We start from the raw sequence: 24,489 nt of genomic DNA on the forward strand, positions 1-24,489 counted from the left end.
TCTCTTCCGCGCTGACGGCATTTTCGGTGGCCATGGCTGGGGTCCCCTTGTTCTTTTGTTAGCGTTTGTAGCCGGTGTCGAGCCGGCGTTCCGTGTACATTGAATAGCGCGACATGCCGAAGCAGAACAGCCAGAAGACGAAGGCGGCGAACACAAGACCGGATTTCGCGGTCTGCGCCGTGGCCCAGTTGGCGTCGGAGAAGTTCTGCTTGACGATGCCGAGCAGGTCGAACATCGAAATGATGAGGACCAGGCTGGTGTCCTTGAACATGCCGATGAAGGTGTTGACGATGCCGGGTATGACCAGCTTCAGCGCCTGCGGCAACACGATCAAGCTCATCTTCTGCCAGTAGCCGAGGCCGAGCGAATCGGCGCCTTCATACTGGCCCTTGGGGATCGCCTGCAGGCCGCCGCGCACCACTTCGGCCATGTAGGCCGCGGCAAACAGCGACACGCCGATCAGCGCCCTCAGATACTTGTCGAAAGTGACGCCGGCCGGCAGGAACAGCGGCAGCATGACGCTGACGAAAAACAGGACGGTGATCAGCGGTATGCCGCGCACGGCTTCGATGAAGATAATGCACAGCATCTTGATGATCGGCATCTTCGAGCGCCGCCCGAGCGCAAGCACGGTGCCCAGCGGCAGCGATACGGCGATGCCGACGAAGGACAGGCTCAGCGTGATCAGCAGCCCGCCCCAGCGCGAGGTTTCGACATGCGGCAGGCCGAATACGCCGCCGACCAGCAGGAAGAAGGAAACGATCGGCAGCACCAGGAAAAGCAGGATCGCGTTCAACCCCTTGCGCGGCACACGCGGCATCAGCATCGGCACCAGCAGCGCCACGAACAGGATGGCCACCAGGATCGGCCGCCAGCGCTCCTCGACCGGATAGGTGCCGAACATGAACTGGCCGAACTTGGCGTTGACGAAAGCCCAGCAGGCTCCGCTCCAGCCATCGGGCTGAATGCCGCCTTGCGCGACGGTCGCGCAGACCGTGCGGTCCGGTCCGGTCCACTGTGCGTTAATGAACGCCCAGTTGATGACCTGCGGCAGAACCCAGGCAACGATGGCGATGCCGAGGATGGTGAGGATGGTGTCGCCGACCGAGCCGACCAGGTTCTTGCGCATCCAGGCGATGGGGCCGCTGACGCTCGCCGGCGCGGGCTGCGCCAGCGCCATTTCGGTGCGCACCCAGGACAGATCGTGTTCCTGCATGGTCCTACCTCTCCACCAGCGCCATCCTGGCGTTGACCACGTTCATGACGGCCGAGGTCACCAGGCTGAGTATGAGATAGGCGATCATCATGATCAGCACGCCCTCGACCGCTTGTCCGGTCTGGTTCAGAACCGTGCCGGCCGTTGCCGTCAGGTCGGGATAACCGATGGCGATCGCCAGCGAGGAGTTCTTGGTCAGGTTGAGATACTGGCTGGTCAGCGGCGGGATGACGATGCGCATCGCCTGCGGCACCACGACCAGCCGCAGGATCGAACCGGATCGCAGCCCAAGTGCGGCCGCCGCCTCGGTCTGGCCCTTGCTGACGCCCCTGATGCCGGCGCGCACGATTTCAGCGATGAAGGCCGCCGTGTAGCAGGACAGCGCCAGATAGAGCGAAAGGAACTCCGGTTTGACCTGGAAGCCGCCGGTCAGGTTGAAGGTCGATTGTTTGGGCAAGTCAAAGCTCAGGGGAAAGCCGCTCAGCACGTAAGCCAGCAGCGGCAGGCCGATGATCAGCGCGGCGGAGGTCCAGAACACCGGAAATTGCTGGCCCGTCGCCATCTGCCGCTGACGCGCCCTGCGGGCGACGAACCATGACATTGCGATGCCCACGACAAGGGCGACCAGGATCAGCCAGGAGCCGTCGCCCCAGACCGGGCGCGGAAAATAGAAGCCGCGCTGGTTGAGGAACGAGCCGAAGGGCAGATGATAGGAATCGCGCGGCGCCGGCAGCACGGCGAGCACGCCGGAATACCAGAAGAAGATGACCAGCAGCGGTGGGATGTTGCGGAAGATCTCGACGTAAACCGTGCAGATCTTCTGGATCAGCCAGTTCTGCGACAGGCGGCCGATGCCGATGACGAAGCCGATGATGGTGGCGGTGATGATGCCGGCGACGGCAACGATGATGGTGTTGATCAGGCCGACGACGATGGCGCGGCCATAGGTCGAGTCCGACGTATAGGCGATCGGCGTGTCCGAGATATCGAAGCCGGCGCGCCCCTTGAGGAAGCCGAAGCCGGAGGCGATGTGCAGGCGCTGCAGATTGTCGATGACGTTCTGCACGATCCACCAGACGGACCCGAACAGAACGATGACGACCAGCGTCTGAAAGAAGAGACTGCGAATTCTCGGGTCATTGACGAAGGAGCCGCGGCTCGGCTCCTCGCGTAGGATTTCCTGCGATGCCATGTCACGTCCCCTGTGAAAGAGAAACCGGAAGGCAGGAGCCTGCCTTCCGGATCACATTTCGATCAGCGGATCGGCGGCGCGTATTGCAGGCCGCCCTTGGTCCATAGCGCATTGATGCCACGCGCAATCTTGAGCGGGCTGCCGGAGCCGACATTGCGGTCGAACATTTCGCCGTAGTTGCCGGTGGCCTTGACGATGTTGACGACCCAGTCGTTGGAGACGCCGAGGTCGGTGCCGATCTTGGTGTCTGCTTCCTGGCCGAGCACACGCTTGATCTCCGGGCTGGCGGAGTTTTTCATCTCGTCGACATTGGCCTTGGTGATGCCGAGCTCCTCGGCGTCGAGCAGAGCGAAATAGGTCCACTTGACGATGTGGTACCACTGGTCGTCGCCCTGGCGAACGGCAGGTCCGAGCGGCTCTTTCGAGATGATCTCGGGCAGCACGACGTGATCGGCCGGCGAGCCGAGCGTCAAGCGAATGCCGTAAAGGCCCGACTGGTCGGTTGTGTAGACGTCGCAACGGCCGGCATCATAAGCGGCATTGACCTCTTCGAGCTTCTCGAAGACGACGGGATTGTACTCCATCTTGTTCGCCTTGAAGTAGTCGGCGAGGTTGAGCTCGGTGGTCGTGCCGCTCTGCACGCAGACGGCGGCGCCCGAAAGCTGCAGCGCCGAATTGACGCCCGGCAGCTTCTTGGCGTTGATCATGAAGCCCTGGCCGTCATAGTAGGTCGTGCCGATGAAATTCAGGCCGAGCGCGGTATCGCGGTTGATCGTCCAGGTGGTGTTGCGCGAGAGGATGTCGACCTCGCCGGACTGCAGCGCGGTAAACCGTTCCTTGGCGCTGAGCGGCGTGAACTTGACCTTGGTGCCATCACCGAAGACGGCGGCGGCAACCGCGCGACAGAAATCGGCGTCGATGCCTTGCCAGTCGCCCTTGTCGTCCGGCGCGGAGAAGCCGGCCAGACCGGTCGAGACGCCGCACTGGATGAAGCCCTTCGCCTTGACGGTGTCAAGCGTGCCGGCCGACGCGGCCGACGCCATCAGTCCGAGCGTGGCGGCGCCAAGAATGCCGATAGCAATGTGTTTCATAACCCACAGACCCTTTTCTGTTTTTTCAGGCAAACCCTGATCTTTTTTCCCTTGTGAACGCAGCTCCCATCCCGGCCCATTCCCGAAACCCCGCATCGCAAACCGACGCGCCGCCTCCCATTCACGAACAGCATCGAAGGCGATAATTCCCGTGAGGTCAAGGAAAATGACCGAATCCGACCGGGTTTGAAAATCGATTGCCTGAAATGCCTGAATTGCAGACAAACGTGCACGCGATCTCGTCAGAAGCGCGACTTGAATCGGCAAAGCTCATTTGACGCAGATGTGAGCCGGCGCTGTAAAATCCGTTCCGGGCAATAGCTCGGCGTTACTGCCCCCGGGCACGAAATGCATTGACGTTACGGAACACCTTCGGCCGACGATTACCCATGATTGGCGGTCGATATTGCTTGTGGACAAAATCGGCGCGCGGTCTCAAAGCGCGGAAAGGCCCAGCCTGAGGCCGACCGCGACCATCAATGCACCGGAGATGCGCGGGATCAATTGCCCGGCCGGGACCACCTTCTCCAGGAGAACAAGGATGGCGATGCCGGCGATCCACAGCACGTTCATGACACCACCGACGAACAGCAGGGCCATCAGTGCCCAGCAGCAGCCGAGACAATAGGCGCCATGATCCATGCCAAGCCGAAATGCGCCGAGCGCGGTGGTGCGGAACCCGCCATGGCTGGCCAGGAACGCGATCGGCGCCTGGCATTGGCGCAGGCAGACGCCCTTGATCGGTGTCCATTGGTATAGGCCGGCGGCGATCAGAACGACACCGCCGAGCACCGCGCTGTGCGCCGCCATCGCGGGATCAAGCAAGGCGAAACGAGTGAGCAGCCATTGCGCACCCGTCGCCACGATGCTGAAGACGACCCAGACGACGAGATAGCCGGTAAAAAACCATGCCGTCGAAGCGATAGGCCGGCTGTCCGCCAGCGCCTTGCGGCCAACGCCGGCATAGAGCAGCAACATCGGCGCGACCGACGGCGTCATCATGCCGACCATCATCACGGCCCACATCGTGAAGGTGAAGACGAAATCGGCCGATGCCCAGGCCCGGAAACCCGGCACCACGGCGGCGCCCATATCCATGCCGCCCATATTCATGCTCGCCATGTCCATCCCGGCCACGTCGCCTGCCTCGCCGCCCGACACCGGGCTACCCATGTCGGCGGCTAGCCAAAGAACATAGGCCCAGGCGAACACGGCAATGACGGCAAGCGCGGCCGTCACGACCGCGCGGTCGCGCCGCAGCACCGCCTCGAGAGCCGTGTCGCCCATTGGATCAGATCAATGCACGATGCCGCTCTGCGTGAGATGCAGGTTGGCGAAATGACTATGCGTGTCCGCCACCTCGAACTTGATCGGGCTTGTCGTCTTGGTCCAGCCGCGCCCGACCTCGGCGATGGCGTATTCGAAGCCGTGCGGCAGGTCGATGCGCGCCCGGTGCTCGGCGCCGGTGACCGGGTTCTTGATCGGCTCACCACGGCCGTCGGTTACGCCCTTGACGTGCAGCCGGCCGGTTCGCCCATCGACGTCGACCTCGAAATCGATCGCGGCGAAAATCGGATCGTGGAACTTCTCCAGGGTGGTCGAAAAGACCTGGAATATTGTCGCGCCTGGCACGGTGTCCTGACCGCCCAGTATGCGGAGCAGGGCTTCGCGTTGGGCTTCGCTGGCCCTCTCGTCGATAACCACCGCGGCCTCGCCCCTGCCCTGGTGTATCGCGCCGGGCCAGCTGAAGATGCCGACGAAGCGCAGCCCGTCGAGCTTGGTGTCGCCGTGGTGGCCGGTCTCGATCTCCATGCCGGCGACGGCTTGGCAGAATCCGTATGTCGGCATGGCATTGAACTGGCACGGGCAGCCATAGGCACAATTGCAGTTGATGAATTCGCGCGCCTTCATCGTCCATTTGACGTCAGGCATGACATTCCTCCCCTTTCCGCTCGCTGAGCGGGATACCCGGATGGGGATCAGGAGATAACCGGCAAGAACCATCCGGCAGCATCTGATTGAAGCATCCGGCGATTAACATTAGAAATTTATCATATACCTTTCACAGCCGGCTACAATAGGTTCACCAGCTGACGACCAAGCTTCCGACAGGGCACCGCCGCGCGTGGTTGGTCCGATTCCGGATCAGATCGCGGGCTGTCTTCCGGACCAGGAATTGGCATATTCAAAGTCCATTCCTGGCGAACGGTGGGCTGTTGCACGGTCCACGACGCCGCATTATGGCTAGCGCCTTGTTAAACAAGGCGACCAAGAATGGCGAAAGACGGCAGCGAGCAGGGTTCCGGCACGATGGGCATCAACACGCGGCTCGCCCATTCGGGCAACAACCCGCATGACTATTTCGGCTTCGTCAACCCGCCGGTCGTGCATGCCTCGACCGTGCTGTTCCCAAATGCCGCCGCGATGGCCGCACGCAGCCAGAAGTACACTTACGGCACGCGCGGCACACCGACGACGGACGCTCTTGCGCATGCCATTGACGCGCTGGAAGGCTCGGCCGGCACGATCGCGGTGCCGTCGGGCCTGGCGGCGGTGACCGTGCCGCTGCTCGCCTTCGTATCGGCGGGCGACCATCTGCTGATCGTCGATTCCGTCTATCATCCCACGAGAAACTTCGCCGACACGATGCTGAAGCGGCTCGGCGTCGAGGTCCAATATTATGCTCCCAATATCGGCGCCGGCATCGCGGCGTTGATCAAGCCGAACACCAGAGTGGTGTTCACCGAATCGCCGGCCTCCAACACGTTCGAGGTGCAGGACATCCCGGCGATCGCCAAGGCGGCGCACGCGGCCGGCGTCATCGTGATGATGGACAACACATGGGCGACGCCGCTCTATTTCCGGCCGCTCGACCATGGCGTCGACATCTCGATCCATGCGGCGACGAAATATCCGGCGGGCCATTCCGACGTGCTGCTCGGCACGGTCTCGGCCAATGAGGCCTGCTGGACGCAACTCTACGAGAGCTTTTGCACGCTTGGCTGCTGTGCTGGACCCGACGACGTCTACCAGGTGCTGCGCGGCCTGCGCACGATGGGTGTGCGGCTCGACCGTCACCAGCGCAGCGCACTCGCCATCGCCTCGTGGCTCGAAGGCGAAAAGGGCGTGGCGCGCGTGCTCCACCCTGCCCTTCCCAGCCATCCCGACCACGATCTCTGGAAGCGCGACTTCCGCGGTTCGAGCGGCATCTTTTCCATCGTGCTGGCCGGTGGTGGCCAGCAGGAGCAGCACGCTTTCCTCGACGCACTGCGGATCTTCGGTCTCGGCTACTCCTGGGGAGGCTATGAGAGCCTCGCGGTGCCGGTCTGGCTTGGCGACCGCGTCGTTGCGAAAGGCCCTTACGAAGGTCCGCTGATACGACTGCAGATCGGCCTCGAGGATATCGACGACTTGAAAGCCGACATCCGGCGCGGGCTTGCGGCAGCGGCGCGCGCGGGCTGACCTCAAACAGAGTCAGCAAAGGGCCGCAAGCCCTTGACGCTGATGACAAAGCGCGAGGCGCTGCCAGCACTCCGGCGAAGATCGGTGCGCAATATTATTCTCCTACGTCATGACTTTACGGATTTGTTTGACTTTCAAATCGGCGAATTCGGCTGCATTGCGTGCCGCACGCATCCTCGACAGATTCAGTCCTCGCAAAGTTTTCCAATGGCCTTTCGTCTTTTTGTCCCCATCCTCGCCGGCGCCACGCTGCGCGAACGCATCCTGGCGTGTATCGGCGCCACGATCGGCATCGCGCTGACGGGCGTGATCAGCGGGCTGGCGATGGGCGGCGGCCCGCATGTGGCCCTGCTGGTCGCGCCGATGGGCGCATCCGCCGTGCTTCTGTTCGCCGTACCGGCCAGCCCGTTGGCGCAACCCTGGTCGATCATCGGCGGAAATTCCATATCGGCGCTGGTCGGCGTGACCGTGGCGCATTTCATCCATGATCCGGTGATGGCCTCAGGGCTCGCGGTGGCGCTCGCCATCGCCGCGATGTCGTTCACGCGCTGTCTTCATCCGCCAGGCGGCGCCGCCGCGCTGACGGCGGTGCTCGGCGGCCCGGCCGTCATCAGCGCGGGCTTCCTGTTCCCGTTCGTGCCGGTGGCCTTGAATTCGACCATACTGGTGGCGCTTGGCTTCCTTTTCCACAAGCTGGCGCGGCGCAATTACCCGCATGTCGCGGCACCAGCCGCCAACAGCCACGGCACCGCCGATCCGCCGGCTCAGCAGCGCGTCGGTTTCCGGCCCGAGGATATCGACGCGGCGCTGACCACACTTGACGAGACCTTCGACATCGACCGCGACGACCTCGAACGGTTGCTGAGACAAGTCGAACTGCAGGCCATGGTGCGCTCGCACCGCACGCTGCTGTGCGAGGACATCATGTCGCGCGACGTGGTTTCGGTGTCCGAGCAAGCCACCGCCGACGAGGCGCGCCAGCAACTGATCGATCACAATATCCGTACCTTGCCGGTGGTCGACGCGGATGCCCGGCTGGTTGGCGCCGTTGGCCTGCGCGAGCTGACGAAAGCTACCGACACGGTGAAGAGCGTCATGGCAAAAGCCGGCACCGCCTCGCCCGAGACACCGGCGATGAGCCTGCTCCCAGTGCTGACCGACGGCCGCAGCCATGCCGTGGTCATCGTCGACGGCGAGCGGCATATTCTCGGCCTGATCACGCAGACCGACCTCTTGGCGGTGGCCGCACGCATGCAGCGGGCAGACAAGGGATTGGCGGCAGCCTAGAATAGGGAACCCGGATCCCTCTGGCCCGGGAACCTTTTGCCGGCAGGCGCATCCAATGTGCAGCATTTGCACGAGGAGATCCGGTCGCGATGAGCAAGCAGCCAATGCCCGCCACGGTGCCCGCGGTTGCCGAAAGCCTTTCCGGCGACATGCAGCTCGTCCACCGCGCGCTGACCCGTGACCCGGATGCATTTCGCGCCATCATGAAGGTATACAACCAGCGGCTCTACCGCATCGCGCGCGGCATTCTGCGCAACGACGCCGAAGCCGAGGACGTCGTCCAGGAGGCCTATGTCAGCGCCTTCGCCAGCCTGGCGGCGTTTCGCGGCCAATCCACGCTCGCCACCTGGCTGTCGCGCATCGTCATCAACGAAGCGCTCGGCCGCCTGCGCAAGAGACGTCGCACGGTGGAGATGCCTGCCGATCCGGAAGCGCGGATAATCAGGTTTCCCCTCAAATCCAACGACGATCCGGAGCGGACGATGGCGCAGCGGCAGATTCTCGCACTTGTCGAACGGGCGACCGACAGCCTGCCCGACATCTACCGCATGGTCTTCGTCGCCCGCGTCATCGAGGGCCTGAGCATGGAGGAAACCGCCGATTTGCTTGGCGTGTGGCCAGAGACCGTCAAGACGAGGCTGCACCGGGCGCGCGCCCTGTTGCGCAAGGCGCTGGACGATGAAATCGGCCCTGTGCTGCTCGATGCCTTCCCCTTCGCGGGTCGGCGCTGCGAGCGACTGACCCAGGCGGTGATGGGACGGCTGGGTTTCGAATGATGCCGTCCTGATTTTCCGGGAACGTTTCTCCCCGCCCCGCATCCAATGAGCGTCAACTGCAAATTCGAGCCCGGCGCCTCCGCGCGGCCGGGCCAAGGAGGATGCCATGTTCACCCGATATACCGTCGCCCTTGCCGCCCTGCTTCTCGTCGGCGCTGCCCCGGTCTCGCAAGCCGCCGACAAGCCGACCGACCCGCAGATCGCCCATATCGCCTATACGGCAGGCGTCCTCGACATCGAGGCGGCCAAGCAGGCGATCAAGAAGTCAAAGAGCAAGGAGGTCGTCGATTTCGCCAAGGACATGGAGCGCGACCACGAAGCGGTGAACAAGCAGGCGCTCGATCTCGTCAAGAAGCTCAAGGTGAAGCCCGAGGACAACGCTACCAGCCAGGCGCTGACGAAGGCGGCGAAGGAGGAACGTGCCAAGCTCGCCAAGCTGAAAGGGGCGGCCTTCGACAAGGCTTATATCGAAAACGAGGTCGCCTATCACAAGCAGGTCAATGGCGCGCTCGAAACCCTGCTCATTCCCTCGGCCAGCAATGCCGAGCTGAAGAGCCTGCTCGAGACCGGCCTCAAGATCTTCCAGGGCCATGAGCAGCATGCCGAACACGTCGCCGGCATGCTGAAATGAAAGCGGGCGCCTTGGGTCTTCTGGCGCGGCTGGTCGTGCTGGCGTTGGCATCCACAGCGCCGGCAGCGGCGGCAACCATCCAGGTCACCGTCGACAAGCTCGTCTTTTCGCCGGCCAGCGTCGATGCCAAGGTCGGCGACACGATCGAGTGGGTGAACAAGGACGTGATCGCCCACACGGCTACCGTGAAGGGCGGCTGGGAGGTGATAATTCCGCCGAAGAAGTCGGCAAGCATGACGCTGAAGACGGCGCAAACGGTCGACTATTTCTGCCGCTTCCACCCCAACATGAAGGGACGCTTGCTGGTGGCGCCGTGATCCAGGGCCGAGGAGGCCCGCCTTGCCTCCTCGGGCCGCGCGACATGCGTCCAGGATCCGCCGTGTCCAGGCCTGTGCCTGCTGATCCAGGCATCTAGCGCCTCGCGCAAATCGGCTGTCGGGGCCATACGGGCGAACTGCTCGGCCTCGACCAGCAAGCCTTCGGCGATGCTCAGATTGAGCCCTCGCGTCACCGCCGTGAGGATGCCCGCGGCTGCCAGTCCGGAGTGCCGAAGGATACGCCTGGCCAGATTGAACGCAGCCGGCATCAGATCGTCATGCGGAACCACCTGATTGACGAGGCCAAGGTCAAGAGCCCGCTGTGGCGGGAACCAGTCGCCGGTCAAAAGCAGTTCGAGCGCGCGCTTGCGCCCGGCGAGCCTGGGCAGGCGCTGCGTTCCGCCGAAAGTCGGCGGCATTGCCAGAGTGATCTCCGGCTTGGCGAACAGCGCGCGGTCGCTGGCAATTGCAAGCGGCACGGCTTCCGTGATTTCGCAGCCGCCGCCGAAGGCGAGGCCGTTGACGGCTGCGATGACAGGCTTGCGAAAGGCTTCCAGCCTTGCCGTCAGCCGCTGTCCCCGCATGACGAAGTCTCGCAGCGCCGTCTCGGCGCCCAGCGCCACGCTGGCCGAGAACTCCTCTATGTCGGCGCCCGCCGAGAAGGCCCGCTCGCCGGCGCCCGTCAGAATGACCGCGCGGATGCGGTCGTCGACTTCAATGTCATCGAGTGTCGCGAGCAGGCGATCGATCAGCGCATAGTTCAACGCGTTCAGCTTTTCCGGGCGGTTGAGGGAAAGGACGGCAACGCCTTCCCTGTTTTCGTTCAGGACAAGATCGGTCATCTGGCTTCCTCCAGCATGGTGATGAGATGGAAGGTTACGCCATTCGCGCCTTGTGTATATTCACTAGTCGGTATACTTAAACCCATGCCCGAAGCACAAAGTCCTACCCGCAAGCGCATTGTCGACGCAGCAACCAGGTTGTTTTACGCGGAGGGGATCGGCCGTGTCAGCGTCGATGCCGTCGCCGAGGAAGCGGGTCTCACGAAGCGGACGCTCTACTACCACTTCAAGAGCAAGGACGACCTCATCGCAGCCTATCTCGACGGCCGCGATCAGCCCAATCTGAAACGGATGGCCGGCTGGTTCGAGGCTGAACAAGGTGGTGTGGACAGCAAGGTCCAAGCCATCTTCGCCAACCTGGCCCGGGCCACGCGCCATCCGAAATGGAAGGGATGCGGCTTCCTGCGCACCGCCGCGGAGCTTGCCTCCATGCCAGGGCACCCGGCGGTCAAGGTCGGGGCGCGGCACAAAAGCAATTTCGAGACATGGCTGGCGGCAGAACTGTCCGGCCACCATGTCGAGGGGCCGCGGGCGCTGGCGCGCGAGATCGTGCTGCTGATCGACGGCTGCTTTTCGATCATGCTCATCCATCGCAACCCCGACTACGTCGAAGCAGCCGGACGAGCCGCGGCCACGCTTGTCAGGGCGCGAATGTCGGGCAGCCAGGCCTAGGGGCTACCCCCCGAACGCCAGCCATCCCGTACCGGCCAAGAGCGTAATCAACGTCAGCGGCAGGCCGACCTTGAAGAAGGCGCCGAAAGACAACGGCGTGCCTGCGGCCTTGGACTGCTCGGCGACGATCAGATTGGCGACCGAGCCGAGCAACGTGAAGTTACCGGCGAGCGTCGAGCTCATGGCCACGACCAGCCAGGCGCGCTCGGGGTTTTCCAGGCCGGGTATGAAAGGCCTGAGCGCCAGCACGGCCGGAACATTGCTCATGACGTTGGACAACACCGCGGTGAAACCCGAAAGCCTCCAGACATCGTCGAGCCCGATGTTCTTGGCCGAGGCGATCATCTCAGGTGTCAGCAGCGTCTTTTCCGCGCCGGCAACCACCACGAACAGTCCCGCGAACATGAACAGCAGCGGTCCGTCGATCTCGCGGTAGATGCGCGATGGCTTGATGGCGCGGGTCAGCAGCAGAATGGCGCCGCCAATGAGCGCCGCCTTGGCTACGGGAACACCAGCGAAGAAGGCGATCGCCAGTCCGATGCAGACGACCACCGCCTTCAGCACCTGGCCGCGATGCATGCGGCCACGCGAGATGTGTGGCGTCAGTTCGCCGTTGCGGGTAAATTCGGCACGGTAGACGATGCGCACGATGACGATGACCGCGACAAGGCCGAACAAGGCGACCGGCGCGAGTGCCGCCGAAAAGGCCGGATAGGAAATGCCCGACAGCGCGCCGATGACCATGTTCTGCGGATTGCCCGTGATGGTGGCGACGCTGCCGCAGTTCGAAGCGGTGGCGGTGGCGATCAGATAGGGGATCGGATTGCGGTTGATGATGCGGGTAACATGGACGACGATTGGCGCCATGACCAGGCAGATGGCATCGTTGACCAGGAAGGCCGACAGCACGCCGGTGAGGAGCGTCACCATCACCAGCAGCATGAATGGTGCATGCGCGTGCTCGATGGCGATGGCGCCAAGACCGCGAAAGGCACCCGACACCTTCAGATGAGCCACGACGATCATCATGCCGAGCAGAAGGGTGATGGTGTCGAAATTTATGGCCCGGTAGGCATCCTCCATGCTGAGCGCGCCGATGGCGATCATGGCCGCGCCGCCAAGCAGCGCGATGCCTGCCCGGTCGAGCCGCAAGCCAGGTATCCGGCCGATTGCGACGCCGGCATAGGTCAAGATCAGGATCAGCAGTGCCGCGGCGCCCGTCAATGTCATCGGTAGAAGCCCTGCTCGATCTGTCTGCGCGCCGATGCCGGCCGCCCCGCGATTCACGTGATGCCAGCTTTAGCGCGATGTCGGGATCGATGCCAAACGGGGTACGTGGATTGCTGGCCGAGGGTGTCTGGAAAGCCGGACGGCGTGGCGCCGCTAACGCCGATAGAAGTCCAACCGCTGTTGCACCGCCCGCGGCGAAAACAGCTGCTCGACGGTTCGCCGCGCCTTCTGACCCACGGCCAACCGCAGTGCCGGGTCGGCTTTAAGCTCGGCCAGGATCCGTGCTCCCTGTTGCGTCGTTTCGAACAGGAAACCGTTTTCGCCATGCCTGATATGATCGGCGTAGCCGCCATGCGAATGGCAAACGACCGGCAGGCCGCAGGCCATCGCCTCGAACACCACACGGCCGAACGTCTCCACATGCGAGCCGGTGCGATAATAGAAGACGTCGAGCGTCGGCAAAAACTGTTCGGCGGCAAATTCACCCTGCGGCAGGAGCTCGAGTTGCGAATGCGGCGCAAGCCTGTCCTTGAGCGGCATGCCGCCCTGAATCCGCACCGCGTCGCCGTCGGCCAGCAATGCCTTATAGAGCGCCACATCGTCGGCATGATGCTTGTCCGCCATATCGCGGCTCAGTCGCCCTACCGTGAACGGACCGTTTGGCCTTGCCTGCCGTGGCGAGAAGCGCTCGATGTCGATGGGTGACGGATGCACGACGCCCTCGACCCGCAGCATGCGTTTCTGAAAGTCGGAGATCAGCACCAGTTCGGCACCGGGCCAACCCAGCAGGCGCGGCCTGTGGGTCGTCAGGGCGATGATCTTGGGATGAAAGGTGTTGAAGACATAGATCAGCCGACGCGGTCGCGGGATCAGATAAGGCCACATCTTGTTGCGCCAATGCGCGCCAAGAAAGACATAGGTGCCGCCAGCCGGCACATTGCGTGTTGCAGGCGAGACGCGGCGTATCGGAAATTCCTGCATCAGGTCCTCGGATACGCGCGACGAGGTTGCCCAGAGGCGCACCTGCGAGTCGGCGCTCAACAGCCGATACAACTCCAGGGTTTCGCGCTCACTGCCGCCAAACGGGTTCTGAAAGCCGTTGAATAAGTGGATCATGATCGCGGTGCTTACCGGGCCCGGGGCCTTTGGCCATTCAATTCCCTGCATCCCCGGGCCGTGCCGTACCCGCGAACCGCACGATCGAGGGACTCAAGAAGCAGGATTGTTTCTGGCGATGTTCCATACATCACTTGCGCGGAGGAAGCACACAGACAGGGATGCGTCAAGGAAGCGGTCGGTGCCAGCCGACTGTAAGGCTGCCCTCAGTGGACGGTGGCGGCGCTGAGCGGAGACACTAGAGCGGCTTCCGCCGGATCGAAGCTGACCTGATCGCGTCCATTCGACTTGGCGGCATAAAGCCGTCTGTCGGCGGCGGAGAATATTGCCTCGTAGGTGGTCGGCCCGCTGAAGCTGGTGCCGCCGATGCTGACGGAAAGCGGACAGGACCGGCCATCGGGCGAAAAGTCCATTTCGCGTATCCGTCGGCGGATGCCTTCGGCAACCAGCCAGGATTGCGAGGGGTCGACGCCGGGAAGGAACACGCCGAACTCCTCGCCGCCGATCCGGCCGACGATATCGGTGCCGCGCAGCTGGCCCTTGATCGCCTGCGCGATCAGTTTAAGCGCCTGGTCGCCGCAATCATGGCCGAGGCGGTCGTTGATCGACTTGAAGTGGTCGGCATCGATGATCAGCAGCGCGCCGGTACGGGTCTCTTCCTGCTTGCGGGTCTGTTCGAGATAGGCCTCGACCAGCATCGAGAAGGCGCCGCGGTTCAGCACCGCCGTCAGGCTGTCCGTCGCGGCAATGACGCTGAGGTCGCGCTGGGCTATCGCCAGCTGGCGGATCTTCCACGTCAGGAAAAACAGAAACGAGCCGCCGAGCACCAAGGGCAGCAGAAGGTCGGTCAGCTTAGCGCGCCAGACAGACTCGGGCGAAAGATACGGGAAATTGAACGAATCGACGAAAAACGCCACGGCAATGAAGAATGCCGTGCCGGCGGCGGTGACGGCCATCACCCTGCCCCAGCTGGTGGGCGACAGGTCCAGCTTCATCCCTTTTCACTCCGTTAGCCGTCCCTACTATGACGTGCCAACGCAAACAAAATGATAAGACTTTCCTTTCAATTCGAGATCAGGTGACGACGAGACGAGATCAGGGGCCGGGCGCTGGAGCACGATCGCCCAACAGGCGGCCGTGCCCCAATGGAGGACGCGATTTGCTCACCGGATTTCGGACAAGGGAAATTCCGAAGTCAGCGGCTGGGCGCCGGCCCAACCGCTTCGGCGACGAAGGATGCCGCGATCAGGTCGTCGGCATCCAGTTGCAAGGAACCGTCGCCAGATCCCATGATGGCGGCCACCTTGTGAAAGGTTTTCATTTCATGGCCGGAAATTTCGGCGTCTTGCATTCGGGCCCTGAGATCGGCGATACGCCGCCCCAAGGCAGGGGACGTTCCAATTTCACGTTTCGACATAGCCTTGTTTCTCCTCCCCCAACCCGCGCTTGTTTTGCCCACCCGTTCGCTTGCCCGCATAGTGCCTTTTATGAGGCTCCACGAATACAAGGCCCCGAACGCGTAGTCTTGGCCAAGGTTCCAACAGGGCCGGATCACGAAATAATTCCAGAGCCCTGTGCGGGCCGAACTCTGTTCCGGCTTCCGGCAAGCGGCGTGGCAGCACTGGCAGGCAGGGGTAGGATCGCGCGACCGCGTGAGGTAATGCAACATAAGCCATTGAAATTATTGGCGATCCCGACAGGATTCGAACCTGTGACCATCGGCTTAGAAGGCCGGTGCTCTATCCAGCTGAGCTACGGGACCGTCGGCCGGCCAACGGCCGGCTGGATGCTTGGGCCTGCCGCCTTTCAGTGCGTCCAGGGCGTCCTGCGGTCATAGCGGAAATTCTCCGCATAAGAAATCTGGCGGCGCTTGGTCTCTTTCGGTTCCTCGACACGGAAGGCAAGCCCTTCCTTTTCCGCGTAGGCCACCGCTTCTTCGCGGGTGTCGAAGGTGAGCCGGATCTGGCTTCTCATGTCACCCGACGTGGTGTAGCCCATCAAGGGATCGATCTTCTTGCGCATCTCGGGGTCGAATTCCAGCACCCAATGGCCGGTCTTGGCCTTGCCGGACTGCATCGCGGTTTTGGCTGGGCTGAAAATGCGCGCGGACATGGCCACCTCTTTGTTGGCAAGGCGGCATCGCCGCCTCTTCGCCCGTCATTACTGCGCATTGGCAGCGGCGGCAAGGTTTTTGCACTTGCCATGTACCACCGAAATGAATAGGCAACAGACCGTTCGGAGTGTAGCGCAGGCTGGTAGCGCATCTGGTTTGGGACCAGAGGGTCGGGAGTTCGAATCTCTCCACTCCGACCATTTCTCATTTAAAATGCGACACCGATGGCACCGAAGGGGTTTTGGCCCTTATCGGCGTGTCATTATTTCATGCTCGCTTCCATCGGCATTGCTGGCTTAAGCTGCGGCAAACGGGGGTTGGCGGTGCTTGGGATCGATACTTGGGTGTCGCTGTTCGGGCCGGCCTATTTCGCCTATGCGGGCGTGACGGTTCCGTTCATGGTGGCATGGGCGATCGCCTGTGCCGCCTTGACGACGTGGAACAATCGCGAGAGCCGCAGGCACGGCAGGCTCGCACCTGGCATCGTCGCCTCCCGTTCGTGGGCAGCCAGCATCGGGATTTTTGTGCTGGTCGCGGCCTGCTATATTGCCGCGCACTCGGCCGTCTATCTGTTGGTCCGGCATTTCGTCAGAATGTGGCTGTGATTGGCCGCAAGCTCACCGGCCGGCAGTGTTACGTTGAGAGCACACCCTCTATATCGGTTTTCGAAAAATCGGCTCCGACATACAATAGCCGGCAAGCGTGCTCCTTCGCCACCTCGTAGGAGAAACAATCGCCGAAATTGAGCGCGGCCGGATGGCTGCCCTTGCCCCATCGCGCATAGGCTTCGGCGATACGCCGGGCCGAGGCCGGCGTTACCACCACCACCTCGAAACCAAGCCCGTCAATCAGGCTGGACAGCTCGGCGGCGACGCCACGATGGGCCGCGACGATCAGCGCCTCGGCAACGGTGCCGGCGGAGATCAGGAGGTCGTTCTCGGCTGCGAGCGCGGCCATGCAGGCGTCGGCCTGAAGTTCATTCAGGACGATCGCCATAAGCGCCGACGTATCGACCGCGATCATTCTGGCATGCCGTCATCGCCATAAAGGAAGTCCTGGCTGCGGGCAGCGGATGGTCCGGCCTTCATCTTGGCCGCCCCTGCCGCACGCGCCGCTTCCATGAGCGTCCGGCGACCTTCCTTGCCGGGCATTGCCTTGATGGGAACCAGCCGCACGGCCGCATGGCCGTGACGGGTCAGAATGACCTCGTCGCCCGCCTCAGCGCGGCGCACCAGCTCGGTCAGCTGTCCCTTGGCGTCGGTAACGGATACCTGCATCGAATACTCCGCATGGACCATTCTCCGGTCCAAATCTTTCAATCGAGAAATAGACCATCGAGTGGTCTATTTCAAGAGTTTCGACAATGCGGGGGTGGTCCGTGTCGTTGGGGTGGATGTCCGCTGCGGCGGCACCCGCTCGATGCATTTTGAACGCAAGCTCGCCGGGCGAGAACCCCAACCGCCTCAGTCCCGGCGAGCCTACAACCTGATTTGGAACGCAATCAGGACCGGGGTTAGCCGGCAAGCTCACGCAGCAAGATAAGTGCCAGTCTTGTTTCTCAAAATGGGACTCAGTCGAGACGAGGACAGGTGGAAGCCTGAAGTCATCAAATCTCGAACTCGCCCTGCCCTTCGTCCATGGCATTGATGGTTTCGGCGGCCAGCGTCCTTGTAATCGGCATCTTGCGCTCCAGGGCGCTACGATCCAGGCGCTCCACCACACGCATCGCGGTTGCCAGAGAACGCTCGATGCGCCGCACCAAATACTGCACGACATGCGGCTCGACCTCGACCTGGCGGTCGGCGAACAGCTTGGTGATGACACCGGCGAGCAGGAGATCATCGGGCTCATGGATCTCGACGGTCGCCGCAGCCTTGAGCCGCGATGCAAGATCGGGCAGCGATACACCCCAGGCCGAGGGAAAGCGGCGTGCGGTCAAAAGCAGCGTCGAGCCGGCGCCACGCACCGCATTGATGAGATGGAACAGGCCCAGTTCGTCGACCGCGCGTGCGTCGACATCATCGATCAGGGCCGGGCGGGCACCAAGATTTGCGATGCTGTCGCCAATGCGCCTGGCGTCGACAGTCACCGCCTTGGCGCGCGCACCCCAGATCGAGGCCAGATGCGTCTTGCCGGAGCCGGCTGGGCCCGCCAGCACGACCACTGGTGCTGGCCAATCCGGCCAGCGGTCGACCAGTGCGGCCGCCTGGTTGTTGGTACCGGAGACGACCAGCTCATCACGCGAGTAACCGGTGCCATGGCCGAGATCGAGCGGCAACTGGCGTGGCGGGTCGGTTCGCTGCGCGGTCACTTCAGCGACGCGGTTGCGAGCGGTGGCCGCCGCCGCGATCGGCTGGCAATGCCGGCGCGGGTTCTGTCGCATGGCCTTTGTAGAGCGGCGATTCGAGATAACGGGCGATGGCAAATCGCACCAGCACCGCAACCGCCGCCGAAGCCGGCACGGCAATCAAAAGGCCGACGAAGCCGAACAGAGCGCCGAAGGCGAACAGCGCGAACATCAGCCATACAGGATGCAGGCCGACGCTTTTGCCGACCAGCCTGGGCTGCAGGATGTTGCCTTCGATGAACTGGCCGATGAAGAAGACCACCGCAACCGCGACGATCATCGTCCAGTCCGGCCAGAACTGAACGAAGGCGACGCCGACGGCCAGCACCAGCCCGGTCAATGAGCCGACATAGGGGATGAAGGAGATCAGCCCGGCGAACAGGCCGATGAGGATGGCGAAGTTCAGCCCGGTCAGCGTAAGGCCGGTGGCGTACATGGCGCCCAGCACCAGGCAGAGCGTACCCTGGCCGCGCACGAAGCCAGCGGTGGCGGTGTTGACGTCGCGCGCGATGGCGCGGACCGTGGCGACGTTGTCGCGCGGCACCCAGCTGTCGATGACCGCTACCATGCGGTCCCAGTCGAGCAGCATGTAGAAGGCCACTACCGGCGTCACCACGAACAGGCTGACCACCGAGACCAGCGCCACGCCCGAACTCCAGATCGAAGTGAAAACCGTCGTGAGCAGGCCGAAACCGGAGGTCAGCAGCGAGTTCAGCCCATCGCGCAAGCCATTGGCGTTGACGCCGAATTTCTGTTCCAGCCACTTCGGATCAAAGGAGGTGATCAGGCTCTGCAGCCGGGTCAGGTACTCCGGCAGCTTGCCGGCGAAATCGGCCATCTGTGTCGCCAGCACCGGAATGAGGATGACGAAGGCCAGCACCAGCACGATCAGGAAGGTGATGAGGATGACCACCGTCGCCATGAAGCGGCTGAGGCCGAGCCGCTGCAGACGGTCGGCGACCGGATCGAGGAAATAGGCAAGCACCATGCCGGCGACGAAGGGCAGCAGGATGTCGCTGAACACATAAAGGAAGAGCGCCAGGATCGCGGCCCCCGCCAGCCAGAAGAATATCTGGCGGCGGAACGTGGACGAGGCCTCGGCCTCTGCCGCCGTCTCGCCTTCCGGCACGACGACAACCATCTGGCCGTCGTCGGTCTTGCCCAGCGCCGCCGCCTTGCGGGCGGCCGGCTTGCGGGCAGGCTTGCCGTCGATGGGCTTGTCAGCCTGATTTACCGCCTTCGCCATAGCCGCTCATATGCCTCAGCCAAGCCACGAGATAGGCCGCGGCCGAAGCCACGGTCAAGACCCCGGACAGCAATATGAGGCCTGGCCGCAGAGGGTCGAGGTGCACGGCAAAGGCGAGTTCGCCCAGCACAACCGCCGCCAGCACGATCTGGACGGCGGTATTCGCCTTGGAGACCAGGAACGGTTTGATCTCGACCGGATGGGCCATCGCCGTGGACAACAGGACCGCGCAGACGATCAAGGCGTCACGCGACACCATGGTGACGACCAGCCACAGCGGCAACTGCCCGATGATGCCCATGACGACGAACACCGAAACCAGCAGCAGCTTGTCGGCGATCGGATCGAGATAGGCGCCGAACCTGGACTGCTGGTTGAAGCGGCGGGCGATGAAGCCGTCGACGCCGTCGGAAATGCCGGCAACGACGAAGCCGGCAAAGGCCCAGTCCCAACGCGCCTGCAGCATGGCCAACACCACGGCAGGCACCAGGACAACGCGCAGCATGGTGATCAGGTTGGGGATGGTCAACGCATTGTCCCGCCGTATTATGCGTTGAGATAGATGAGGGAGATGGAGGGCCGAGGCAAGGGAGAGCCGGCTGGGCCAGCCGCAAGCACTGAGTGCGATGCCCCCCGGCTATCCACGCTTTTGTCGGCCAAACGAAGCCCGGTTCGGCCGTTATCCTTGCGGACCGAAACCGTTCATGCGAAGAGCCCGCAAACGAGCAGGAACATTGCGATGAGCAAGCGCGAAACCGGCCAGCATAAAACGGGCCAGAACAAAACGGCCAAGCGCGGAAACGGGCTCACCTATGCGCAGGCGGGCGTCGATATCGATGCCGGCAACCTCATGGTCGAGAAGATCAAGCCGCTGGTGCGCGCGACGCGCAGGCCGGGCGCCGATGGCGAGATCGGCGGCTTCGGCGGCCTGTTCGATCTGAAAGCGGCCGGTTTCACCGATCCGGTGCTGGTAGCAGCCAATGACGGCGTCGGCACCAAGCTCAAGATCGCCATCGAGGCGGGAAAACACGACACGATCGGCATCGACCTTGTCGCCATGTGCGTCAACGACATCGTCGTGCAGGGCGCCGAACCGCTGTTCTTCCTCGACTATTTCGCCACCGGCAAACTCGATCCCGATCAGGGTGCCGCGATTGTCGGCGGCATCGCACAGGGCTGCCGTCAGGCCGGCTGCGCGCTGATCGGCGGCGAGACGGCGGAAATGCCGGGCATGTATCACGGCAAGGACTATGACCTTGCTGGCTTTGCCGTGGGCGCGGCCGAACGCGGCCAGCTCCTGCCCACCGACGACATCGTCGAGGGCGACGTGCTGCTCGGGCTGGCCTCTTCTGGCCTGCATTCGAATGGTTTCTCGCTGGTGCGCCGCATCGTCGCCGCCAGCGGTCTGGCGTGGAACGATCCAGCACCGTTCAACGACGAGGCGAAGCTTGCCGAGGCACTGCTCGAACCCACCCGCATCTACGTCAAGTCGATCCTCAAGGCGATCCGCAACACGCATGGCATCAAGGCGCTGGCGCACATCACCGGCGGCGGTTTTCCGGAAAACATTCCGCGCGTGCTGCCCAAGGACTTTTCCGCCGAACTTGACCTCAATGCCATCGACGTGCCGCCGGTGTTTTCCTGGCTGGCCAAGACAGGCGGCGTGGCGCCGGAGGAGATGATGCGAACTTTCAATTGCGGCATCGGCATGATTTTGGCTGTCGCTTCCGGTCAGGCGGCGCAGGTCGCGGCCGTGCTGCAGGAAGCCGGCGAGACGGTGACGCCGATCGGCCGCATCGTGCCGCGTCGCGACGCCGGCGTCATCTATCGGGGTTCGATCGGCCTATGAGCACGCAGAGAAAACGCACCGTTGTCCTGATTTCGGGGCGCGGCTCCAACATGACCGCGCTGATCGCGGCGGCCAGCGATCCGGCCTTCCCGGCCGAGATTGCCGGCGTCATTTCCGACAAGGCGGACGCCGCCGGCCTCGGCATCGCCAGGGCACGCGGCATCGCCACCCAGGTGATTTCCCGCGCCGACCATGGCAGCAAGCAGGCGCATGACGCGGCGATCGACGCGGCACTTGCGGCCTTCAACGCCGACATCGTGGCGCTGGCCGGCTATATGCGCATCCTGACCCCCGGCTTTGTCCAGAAATGGCAGGGCCGCATGATCAACATCCACCCTGCCCTGCTGCCGGCCTTCAAGGGGCTCGACACCCATGCGCGCGCGTTGGCCGCCGGCATCCGCATCCATGGCTGCACGGTGCATTTCGTCACGTCCGAGATGGATGATGGCCCGATCATCGCGCAAGCGGCCGTGCCGGTGATGGTCGGCGACAATGCCGATACGCTGGCCGCGCGCGTGCTCAAGGCAGAGCACCGGCTCTACCCGCTGGCGCTTGGACTGGTCGCCGAAGGCAAGGCACGCATGGAGGCCGGGCATACGGTTCTTGCCCACTTCGCCGACGATGCCGACAACGGCACCTCGGTGGTGATGGCGCCCGATCCGCTGCGCGAGGAAGCCGACCTCGAGCACCTGGCGCGGATCACGCCCTGAGCGAGAGCGCAGCGATGAAACAGCAGCTCCTGCTGCGTCACGCCAAATCGAGTTGGGACGACCCTGACCTCGACGATTTCGACCGACCGCTGGCGGAACGTGGGTTGAAGGCGGCCCGGCTGATCGGCCGCGAGCTTGGAGCGCGCAACTGGCTGCCGGATCAGGCGCTGGTGTCGCCGGCGCTGCGCACCCGCGATACCTGGCGGCTGGTGGCGGCGGAACTGCCAGTGCATCCCCGGGTCGCGTTTGCCGAGGCGCTCTACGATGCCGCAGCGGCGGATATTCTGGGTCAGCTACGCAAAGCGGACCCTTCGACCAGCTGCCTGCTGGTTCTCGGCCACAATCCGGGCCTTGAGGAGCTGGCAAAACAGCTTGCCGGACCGGGATCGGAGGCGAAGGCGCGCAAGAGGCTCGAGGAAAAGTTTCCGACAGCAGCCCTCGCGCGCTTCGTCCTTGAAGACGATTGGTCCGGGGTGTCGGCCGCCAGGCTGACACATTGCCTGCGGCCGAAGGATCTGAGCTAGAAGTCTAATGTCCGCGGGTGCGGCAGATCAGACCCGCCGCAGCCGCGACATCAGTTACCCCAGATGCCCTGGCCAGGCTCGGGCCAGTCGGTGGCTGGCTTCATCTTGGTGTCGGCGGTCTTGTGTTTGATCATATCCGTGTCGTTGACGGCGCCCGTGGCGGCGTGATCCACGCCGGCGACCGGGGCGACCGGCTGGTTGGCATTGTCGGAGCCATAGTGGTCGCTGCCGGCGAATGCACCCCCGGCTGCGACAAGGATAGCGGCGGTAGCGAGAGCAAGTCTGTTCATTTCAATCTCCTGTTCATCCGTTGGGCGGCGTCTTGGGAGGACGGTTCCGCTGAGGAGAAGACCAGAAGCAGCCTGGTTTTATTCCTGGACGTGAGATGTTTCTGCCGACTGGTAAGATCGGCGGCCTTCGGTCTGAACCTCAAAACAAGAGCGGCGGGCCAGGCCCACCGCTCTTTGTCGTCAAGCCAGGCGAGGCCGGCGTGGATCAGTTGCCCCAGTTGCCCTGGCCGGGATCAGGCTGATTGGAATCGGGCGTCAGCTTGAAACCGCGGTGTTCGACCGGCTTGCGGATCGAAGCCGTATAGCTGTGGTCGATTTTACCCGCGGGCGCGGTGACCGCCGGCTGATTGACATTGTCAGAGCCATAATTGTCGCTGCCGGCGAAGGCGCCGCCCGTGGCAACGAGAATGGCGGCGGCGGTAAGTGCGATCCTGTTCATTTCTTTACTCCGATAGGTCTGGTCTGTCCGTCAAGTGGCGTGCCTTTGGGAGGAATTTCGCGTCGCTCGGACCAGCTGAAAGTGGGTTTTTCGTTCGTCGGCTTCCAATCACGAAGATGTTCCTTCACGGCCCGATTTCGGACATCGAGGCTGGGGCACGGATTCGGCAGAAGTGTTTTTTATCAACGTTATCAGTCTCTTGTTGCGCAACTCACGGAGTATCACGCTTTGTTTCGCCGAGGGGGCGTTCGCCGGGCGTTCACGGAGCGTCAACATTAATTGAACCGATTGGTTCGATCCGTGATCGGCGCGCTGGCCGGCACTTGTTCGACGGCTATCCGGCACGACTGAACCCGACTGGCTCGCCTGATTCCATTTGTCACAAAACAAGAGCGGCGGGCCAGGCCCACCGCTCTTTGTAGTCACGCGATGCTAGAAGGGATTAGCGGCCCCAGATGCCCTGGCCCGACTGAGCCGGAACGTTGGCATTGGCATCGGCCTGCGCCTTGTCCGCCTTCAGGATCGAACCGGTGTGGAAGGTGTCGACGTTGGAGGTCGACTGGCTGGCAACCGGCTGGTTGGCGTTGTCGGAACCGTAGTTGTCGCTGCCGGCAAAAGCGGTGCCAGTGGCAACGAGGATGGCAGCGGCGGTGAGTGCGATCTTGGTCATTTCAAGTACTCCTGAATTCAAAGTTGGATGGATTGGCAGTCGCGATTAGCGGCCGAAGAGGTTGCGGTCAGCGCCCTGCGGAGCCTGGACCGACGCGGCCGTCGACTTCGAGGTCGAAGCAGTGACCGAATGGTCGACAGTGGCGGCAGGCTGGTTGGCGTTGGCCGAGCCATAATTGTCGCTGCCGGCAAAAGCAGTGCCCGTGGCAACGAGGATGGCGGCGGCGGTAAGAGCGATCTTGGTCATTTTATTTACTCCAGAATTTCTTTGTTCTGTCCGTCTAGTGGCGTGCCCCTTGGGAGGATTTCGCGTCGCTCGGACCACCTCCAAATGGGGAAGGCCTTTTGGAATTACCAGTCGCGTCGGTTTTGCAGTATTTCATCATATTATGGACAATGCATATTGCATTGCAGCATTTTCAGCCTGAATTCTCAAACATTTTCAGTAGATTAGCGTTTCTCCCGCAGAC

30 protein-coding genes and 2 tRNA genes are annotated in these 24,489 nt (G+C 63.0%); 11 read left to right on the forward strand and 21 right to left on the reverse strand.

Features of this window, described 5'->3' with window-relative positions; genetic code table 11:
* Positions 1-58 precede the first annotated feature (58 nt).
* The 5 genes from LB555_RS05275 to LB555_RS05295 all read right to left on the reverse strand — a co-directional run bounded on the left by LB555_RS05275 (position 59) and on the right by LB555_RS05295 (position 5,431).
* Complete coding sequence (locus LB555_RS05275) at positions 59-1,216, reverse strand: amino acid ABC transporter permease (protein WP_015318412.1); 1,158 nt, start codon at positions 1,214-1,216, stop codon at positions 59-61.
* A 4-nt stretch (positions 1,217-1,220) separates the two neighbouring features.
* Positions 1,221-2,408: an amino acid ABC transporter permease gene (locus tag LB555_RS05280; protein ID WP_015318413.1), complete on the reverse strand. Its 1,188-nt coding sequence runs from the start codon at positions 2,406-2,408 to the stop codon at positions 1,221-1,223.
* Between the two features lie 62 nt (positions 2,409-2,470).
* Complete coding sequence (locus LB555_RS05285; protein WP_015318414.1) at positions 2,471-3,499, reverse strand: amino acid ABC transporter substrate-binding protein; 1,029 nt, start codon at positions 3,497-3,499, stop codon at positions 2,471-2,473.
* Between the two features lie 435 nt (positions 3,500-3,934).
* Entirely contained in the window at positions 3,935-4,786 is an 852-nt protein-coding gene (locus LB555_RS05290; RefSeq protein ID WP_015318415.1) for a DUF2182 domain-containing protein, read from the reverse strand.
* A gap of 9 nt (positions 4,787-4,795) precedes the next feature.
* Positions 4,796-5,431: a DUF1326 domain-containing protein gene (locus LB555_RS05295; protein ID WP_015318416.1), complete on the reverse strand. Its 636-nt coding sequence runs from the start codon at positions 5,429-5,431 to the stop codon at positions 4,796-4,798.
* Positions 5,432-5,773: 342 nt separating this feature from the next.
* On the opposite strand from LB555_RS05295, the gene LB555_RS05300 reads away from it, so the two are divergent.
* The 5 genes from LB555_RS05300 (at position 5,774) to LB555_RS05320 (ending at position 9,972) form a co-directional block, all read left to right on the forward strand.
* Positions 5,774-6,961, forward strand: a complete 1,188-nt coding sequence (locus LB555_RS05300; RefSeq protein WP_015318417.1) for a cystathionine beta-lyase — start codon at positions 5,774-5,776, stop codon at positions 6,959-6,961.
* Between the two features lie 207 nt (positions 6,962-7,168).
* Entirely contained in the window at positions 7,169-8,248 is a 1,080-nt protein-coding gene (locus LB555_RS05305; RefSeq protein WP_015318418.1) for an HPP family protein, read from the forward strand.
* An 89-nt stretch (positions 8,249-8,337) separates the two neighbouring features.
* Positions 8,338-9,024 carry an RNA polymerase sigma factor gene (locus LB555_RS05310; RefSeq protein ID WP_224682402.1) on the forward strand — a complete coding sequence of 229 codons (687 nt, stop codon included), beginning with the start codon at positions 8,338-8,340 and terminating at the stop codon, positions 9,022-9,024.
* A gap of 106 nt (positions 9,025-9,130) precedes the next feature.
* The gene (locus LB555_RS05315; protein ID WP_015318420.1) at positions 9,131-9,655 is read left to right on the forward strand and encodes a DUF4142 domain-containing protein; all 525 of its coding nucleotides are present in this window, start codon (positions 9,131-9,133) and stop codon (positions 9,653-9,655) included.
* Entirely contained in the window at positions 9,652-9,972 is a 321-nt protein-coding gene (locus LB555_RS05320; RefSeq protein ID WP_015318421.1) for a cupredoxin family copper-binding protein, read from the forward strand. The genes LB555_RS05315 and LB555_RS05320 overlap by 4 nt, the downstream gene beginning before the upstream one ends.
* Here LB555_RS05320 and LB555_RS05325 read toward each other — a convergent pair.
* Entirely contained in the window at positions 9,918-10,814 is an 897-nt protein-coding gene (locus LB555_RS05325) for a crotonase/enoyl-CoA hydratase family protein (protein WP_015318422.1), read from the reverse strand. The two genes, LB555_RS05320 and LB555_RS05325, sit on opposite strands and share 55 nt — an antisense overlap.
* A gap of 84 nt (positions 10,815-10,898) precedes the next feature.
* Here LB555_RS05325 and LB555_RS05330 point away from each other — a divergent pair, with 84 nt between their 5' ends.
* On the forward strand, positions 10,899-11,486 hold the full coding sequence (locus LB555_RS05330; RefSeq protein ID WP_181177932.1) for a TetR/AcrR family transcriptional regulator: 588 nt from the start codon (positions 10,899-10,901) through the stop codon (positions 11,484-11,486).
* Positions 11,487-11,489: 3 nt separating this feature from the next.
* On the opposite strand, the gene LB555_RS05335 is transcribed toward LB555_RS05330, so the two are convergent.
* From LB555_RS05335 to LB555_RS05360, 6 genes are all read right to left on the reverse strand, one after another.
* Complete coding sequence (locus tag LB555_RS05335; protein ID WP_015318424.1) at positions 11,490-12,716, reverse strand: anion transporter; 1,227 nt, start codon at positions 12,714-12,716, stop codon at positions 11,490-11,492.
* A gap of 153 nt (positions 12,717-12,869) precedes the next feature.
* Positions 12,870-13,832, reverse strand: a complete 963-nt coding sequence (locus LB555_RS05340) for a glycosyltransferase family 4 protein (protein WP_041163868.1) — start codon at positions 13,830-13,832, stop codon at positions 12,870-12,872.
* A 206-nt stretch (positions 13,833-14,038) separates the two neighbouring features.
* Positions 14,039-14,827 carry a GGDEF domain-containing protein gene (locus tag LB555_RS05345; RefSeq protein ID WP_015318426.1) on the reverse strand — a complete coding sequence of 263 codons (789 nt, stop codon included), beginning with the start codon at positions 14,825-14,827 and terminating at the stop codon, positions 14,039-14,041.
* 200 nt (positions 14,828-15,027) lie between these two features.
* Positions 15,028-15,249, reverse strand: coding sequence for a hypothetical protein (locus LB555_RS05350; RefSeq protein WP_015318427.1), 222 nt, complete (start codon positions 15,247-15,249; stop codon positions 15,028-15,030).
* 268 nt (positions 15,250-15,517) lie between these two features.
* Positions 15,518-15,594, reverse strand: a tRNA-Arg gene (locus LB555_RS05355).
* Between the two features lie 44 nt (positions 15,595-15,638).
* Positions 15,639-15,944 carry an ETC complex I subunit gene (locus LB555_RS05360; RefSeq protein ID WP_015318428.1) on the reverse strand — a complete coding sequence of 102 codons (306 nt, stop codon included), beginning with the start codon at positions 15,942-15,944 and terminating at the stop codon, positions 15,639-15,641.
* Positions 15,945-16,068: 124 nt separating this feature from the next.
* Here LB555_RS05360 and LB555_RS05365 point away from each other — a divergent pair.
* A tRNA-Pro gene (locus LB555_RS05365) sits at positions 16,069-16,145 on the forward strand.
* 24 nt (positions 16,146-16,169) lie between these two features.
* A complete protein-coding gene (locus tag LB555_RS05370) occupies positions 16,170-16,550 on the forward strand; it encodes a hypothetical protein (RefSeq protein WP_224682403.1) in 381 nt (126 codons plus the stop codon).
* Positions 16,551-16,578: 28 nt separating this feature from the next.
* Here LB555_RS05370 and LB555_RS05375 read toward each other — a convergent pair whose 3' ends face one another.
* The 5 genes from LB555_RS05375 to LB555_RS05395 form a co-directional block, all read right to left on the reverse strand.
* Positions 16,579-16,968 (reverse strand): type II toxin-antitoxin system VapC family toxin, encoded by a 390-nt coding sequence (locus LB555_RS05375; protein ID WP_015318430.1) that lies wholly within the window; start codon positions 16,966-16,968, stop codon positions 16,579-16,581.
* On the reverse strand, positions 16,965-17,222 hold the full coding sequence (locus LB555_RS05380; protein WP_015318431.1) for a type II toxin-antitoxin system Phd/YefM family antitoxin: 258 nt from the start codon (positions 17,220-17,222) through the stop codon (positions 16,965-16,967). Before LB555_RS05380 ends, LB555_RS05375 begins: the two co-directional genes overlap by 4 nt.
* 329 nt (positions 17,223-17,551) lie before the next feature.
* The gene (hdaA, locus tag LB555_RS05385; protein WP_015318432.1) at positions 17,552-18,256 is read right to left on the reverse strand and encodes a DnaA regulatory inactivator HdaA; all 705 of its coding nucleotides are present in this window, start codon (positions 18,254-18,256) and stop codon (positions 17,552-17,554) included.
* Between the two features lies 1 nt (position 18,257).
* On the reverse strand, positions 18,258-19,538 hold the full coding sequence (locus LB555_RS05390) for an AI-2E family transporter (protein WP_015318433.1): 1,281 nt from the start codon (positions 19,536-19,538) through the stop codon (positions 18,258-18,260).
* Positions 19,513-20,067, reverse strand: a complete 555-nt coding sequence (locus LB555_RS05395) for a CDP-alcohol phosphatidyltransferase family protein (RefSeq protein ID WP_015318434.1) — start codon at positions 20,065-20,067, stop codon at positions 19,513-19,515. The genes LB555_RS05390 and LB555_RS05395 overlap by 26 nt, the downstream gene beginning before the upstream one ends.
* A gap of 210 nt (positions 20,068-20,277) precedes the next feature.
* On the opposite strand from LB555_RS05395, the gene purM reads away from it, so the two are divergent.
* Genes purM through LB555_RS05410 form a run of 3 tightly spaced genes read left to right on the forward strand, consistent with a single transcriptional unit; the run spans position 20,278 to position 22,621 of the window.
* Positions 20,278-21,387 carry a phosphoribosylformylglycinamidine cyclo-ligase gene (gene purM / locus LB555_RS05400; RefSeq protein ID WP_015318435.1) on the forward strand — a complete coding sequence of 370 codons (1,110 nt, stop codon included), beginning with the start codon at positions 20,278-20,280 and terminating at the stop codon, positions 21,385-21,387.
* Positions 21,384-22,097 (forward strand): phosphoribosylglycinamide formyltransferase, encoded by a 714-nt coding sequence (gene purN, locus LB555_RS05405; RefSeq protein ID WP_015318436.1) that lies wholly within the window; start codon positions 21,384-21,386, stop codon positions 22,095-22,097. Before purM ends, purN begins: the two co-directional genes overlap by 4 nt.
* 14 nt (positions 22,098-22,111) lie before the next feature.
* Entirely contained in the window at positions 22,112-22,621 is a 510-nt protein-coding gene (locus LB555_RS05410) for a SixA phosphatase family protein (RefSeq protein ID WP_224682404.1), read from the forward strand.
* Between the two features lie 50 nt (positions 22,622-22,671).
* Here LB555_RS05410 and LB555_RS05415 read toward each other — a convergent pair whose 3' ends face one another.
* The 4 genes from LB555_RS05415 to LB555_RS05430 form a co-directional block, all read right to left on the reverse strand.
* Entirely contained in the window at positions 22,672-22,911 is a 240-nt protein-coding gene (locus tag LB555_RS05415; RefSeq protein WP_015318438.1) for a DUF680 domain-containing protein, read from the reverse strand.
* Between the two features lie 205 nt (positions 22,912-23,116).
* Entirely contained in the window at positions 23,117-23,350 is a 234-nt protein-coding gene (locus LB555_RS05420) for a DUF680 domain-containing protein (RefSeq protein ID WP_015318439.1), read from the reverse strand.
* A gap of 442 nt (positions 23,351-23,792) precedes the next feature.
* Positions 23,793-24,020, reverse strand: a complete 228-nt coding sequence (locus LB555_RS05425) for a DUF680 domain-containing protein (RefSeq protein ID WP_015318440.1) — start codon at positions 24,018-24,020, stop codon at positions 23,793-23,795.
* 45 nt (positions 24,021-24,065) lie between these two features.
* Positions 24,066-24,266 carry a DUF680 domain-containing protein gene (locus LB555_RS05430; protein WP_015318441.1) on the reverse strand — a complete coding sequence of 67 codons (201 nt, stop codon included), beginning with the start codon at positions 24,264-24,266 and terminating at the stop codon, positions 24,066-24,068.
* Positions 24,267-24,489 lie beyond the last annotated feature (223 nt).

Origin of the sequence: Mesorhizobium sp. BR-1-1-10 (assembly GCF_020165595.1) — a bacterium.
Classification (GTDB): Bacteria; Pseudomonadota; Alphaproteobacteria; order Rhizobiales; family Rhizobiaceae; genus Mesorhizobium; species Mesorhizobium australicum.

Excerpts from the sequence above, each read along its gene's own strand:
- LB555_RS05275 (WP_015318412.1), bottom strand. The coding sequence starts at position 1,216 with ATGCAGGAACACGATCTGTCCTGGGTGCGCACCGAAATGGCGCTGGCG.
- LB555_RS05280 (WP_015318413.1), bottom strand. The coding sequence starts at position 2,408 with ATGGCATCGCAGGAAATCCTACGCGAGGAGCCGAGCCGCGGCTCCTTC.
- LB555_RS05285 (WP_015318414.1), bottom strand. The coding sequence starts at position 3,499 with ATGAAACACATTGCTATCGGCATTCTTGGCGCCGCCACGCTCGGACTG.
- LB555_RS05290 (WP_015318415.1), bottom strand. The coding sequence starts at position 4,786 with ATGGGCGACACGGCTCTCGAGGCGGTGCTGCGGCGCGACCGCGCGGTC.
- LB555_RS05295 (WP_015318416.1), bottom strand. The coding sequence starts at position 5,431 with ATGCCTGACGTCAAATGGACGATGAAGGCGCGCGAATTCATCAACTGC.
- LB555_RS05300 (WP_015318417.1), top strand. The coding sequence starts at position 5,774 with ATGGCGAAAGACGGCAGCGAGCAGGGTTCCGGCACGATGGGCATCAAC.
- LB555_RS05305 (WP_015318418.1), top strand. The coding sequence starts at position 7,169 with ATGGCCTTTCGTCTTTTTGTCCCCATCCTCGCCGGCGCCACGCTGCGC.
- LB555_RS05310 (WP_224682402.1), top strand. The coding sequence starts at position 8,338 with ATGAGCAAGCAGCCAATGCCCGCCACGGTGCCCGCGGTTGCCGAAAGC.
- LB555_RS05315 (WP_015318420.1), top strand. The coding sequence starts at position 9,131 with ATGTTCACCCGATATACCGTCGCCCTTGCCGCCCTGCTTCTCGTCGGC.
- LB555_RS05320 (WP_015318421.1), top strand. The coding sequence starts at position 9,652 with ATGAAAGCGGGCGCCTTGGGTCTTCTGGCGCGGCTGGTCGTGCTGGCG.
- LB555_RS05325 (WP_015318422.1), bottom strand. The coding sequence starts at position 10,814 with ATGACCGATCTTGTCCTGAACGAAAACAGGGAAGGCGTTGCCGTCCTT.
- LB555_RS05330 (WP_181177932.1), top strand. The coding sequence starts at position 10,899 with ATGCCCGAAGCACAAAGTCCTACCCGCAAGCGCATTGTCGACGCAGCA.
- LB555_RS05335 (WP_015318424.1), bottom strand. The coding sequence starts at position 12,716 with ATGACATTGACGGGCGCCGCGGCACTGCTGATCCTGATCTTGACCTAT.
- LB555_RS05340 (WP_041163868.1), bottom strand. The coding sequence starts at position 13,832 with ATGATCCACTTATTCAACGGCTTTCAGAACCCGTTTGGCGGCAGTGAG.
- LB555_RS05345 (WP_015318426.1), bottom strand. The coding sequence starts at position 14,827 with ATGAAGCTGGACCTGTCGCCCACCAGCTGGGGCAGGGTGATGGCCGTC.
- LB555_RS05350 (WP_015318427.1), bottom strand. The coding sequence starts at position 15,249 with ATGTCGAAACGTGAAATTGGAACGTCCCCTGCCTTGGGGCGGCGTATC.
- LB555_RS05360 (WP_015318428.1), bottom strand. The coding sequence starts at position 15,944 with ATGTCCGCGCGCATTTTCAGCCCAGCCAAAACCGCGATGCAGTCCGGC.
- LB555_RS05370 (WP_224682403.1), top strand. The coding sequence starts at position 16,170 with ATGGCACCGAAGGGGTTTTGGCCCTTATCGGCGTGTCATTATTTCATG.
- LB555_RS05375 (WP_015318430.1), bottom strand. The coding sequence starts at position 16,968 with ATGATCGCGGTCGATACGTCGGCGCTTATGGCGATCGTCCTGAATGAA.
- LB555_RS05380 (WP_015318431.1), bottom strand. The coding sequence starts at position 17,222 with ATGCAGGTATCCGTTACCGACGCCAAGGGACAGCTGACCGAGCTGGTG.
- LB555_RS05390 (WP_015318433.1), bottom strand. The coding sequence starts at position 19,538 with ATGGCGAAGGCGGTAAATCAGGCTGACAAGCCCATCGACGGCAAGCCT.
- purM (WP_015318435.1), top strand. The coding sequence starts at position 20,278 with ATGAGCAAGCGCGAAACCGGCCAGCATAAAACGGGCCAGAACAAAACG.
- purN (WP_015318436.1), top strand. The coding sequence starts at position 21,384 with ATGAGCACGCAGAGAAAACGCACCGTTGTCCTGATTTCGGGGCGCGGC.
- LB555_RS05410 (WP_224682404.1), top strand. The coding sequence starts at position 22,112 with ATGAAACAGCAGCTCCTGCTGCGTCACGCCAAATCGAGTTGGGACGAC.
- LB555_RS05415 (WP_015318438.1), bottom strand. The coding sequence starts at position 22,911 with ATGAACAGACTTGCTCTCGCTACCGCCGCTATCCTTGTCGCAGCCGGG.
- LB555_RS05420 (WP_015318439.1), bottom strand. The coding sequence starts at position 23,350 with ATGAACAGGATCGCACTTACCGCCGCCGCCATTCTCGTTGCCACGGGC.
- LB555_RS05425 (WP_015318440.1), bottom strand. The coding sequence starts at position 24,020 with ATGACCAAGATCGCACTCACCGCCGCTGCCATCCTCGTTGCCACTGGC.
- LB555_RS05430 (WP_015318441.1), bottom strand. The coding sequence starts at position 24,266 with ATGACCAAGATCGCTCTTACCGCCGCCGCCATCCTCGTTGCCACGGGC.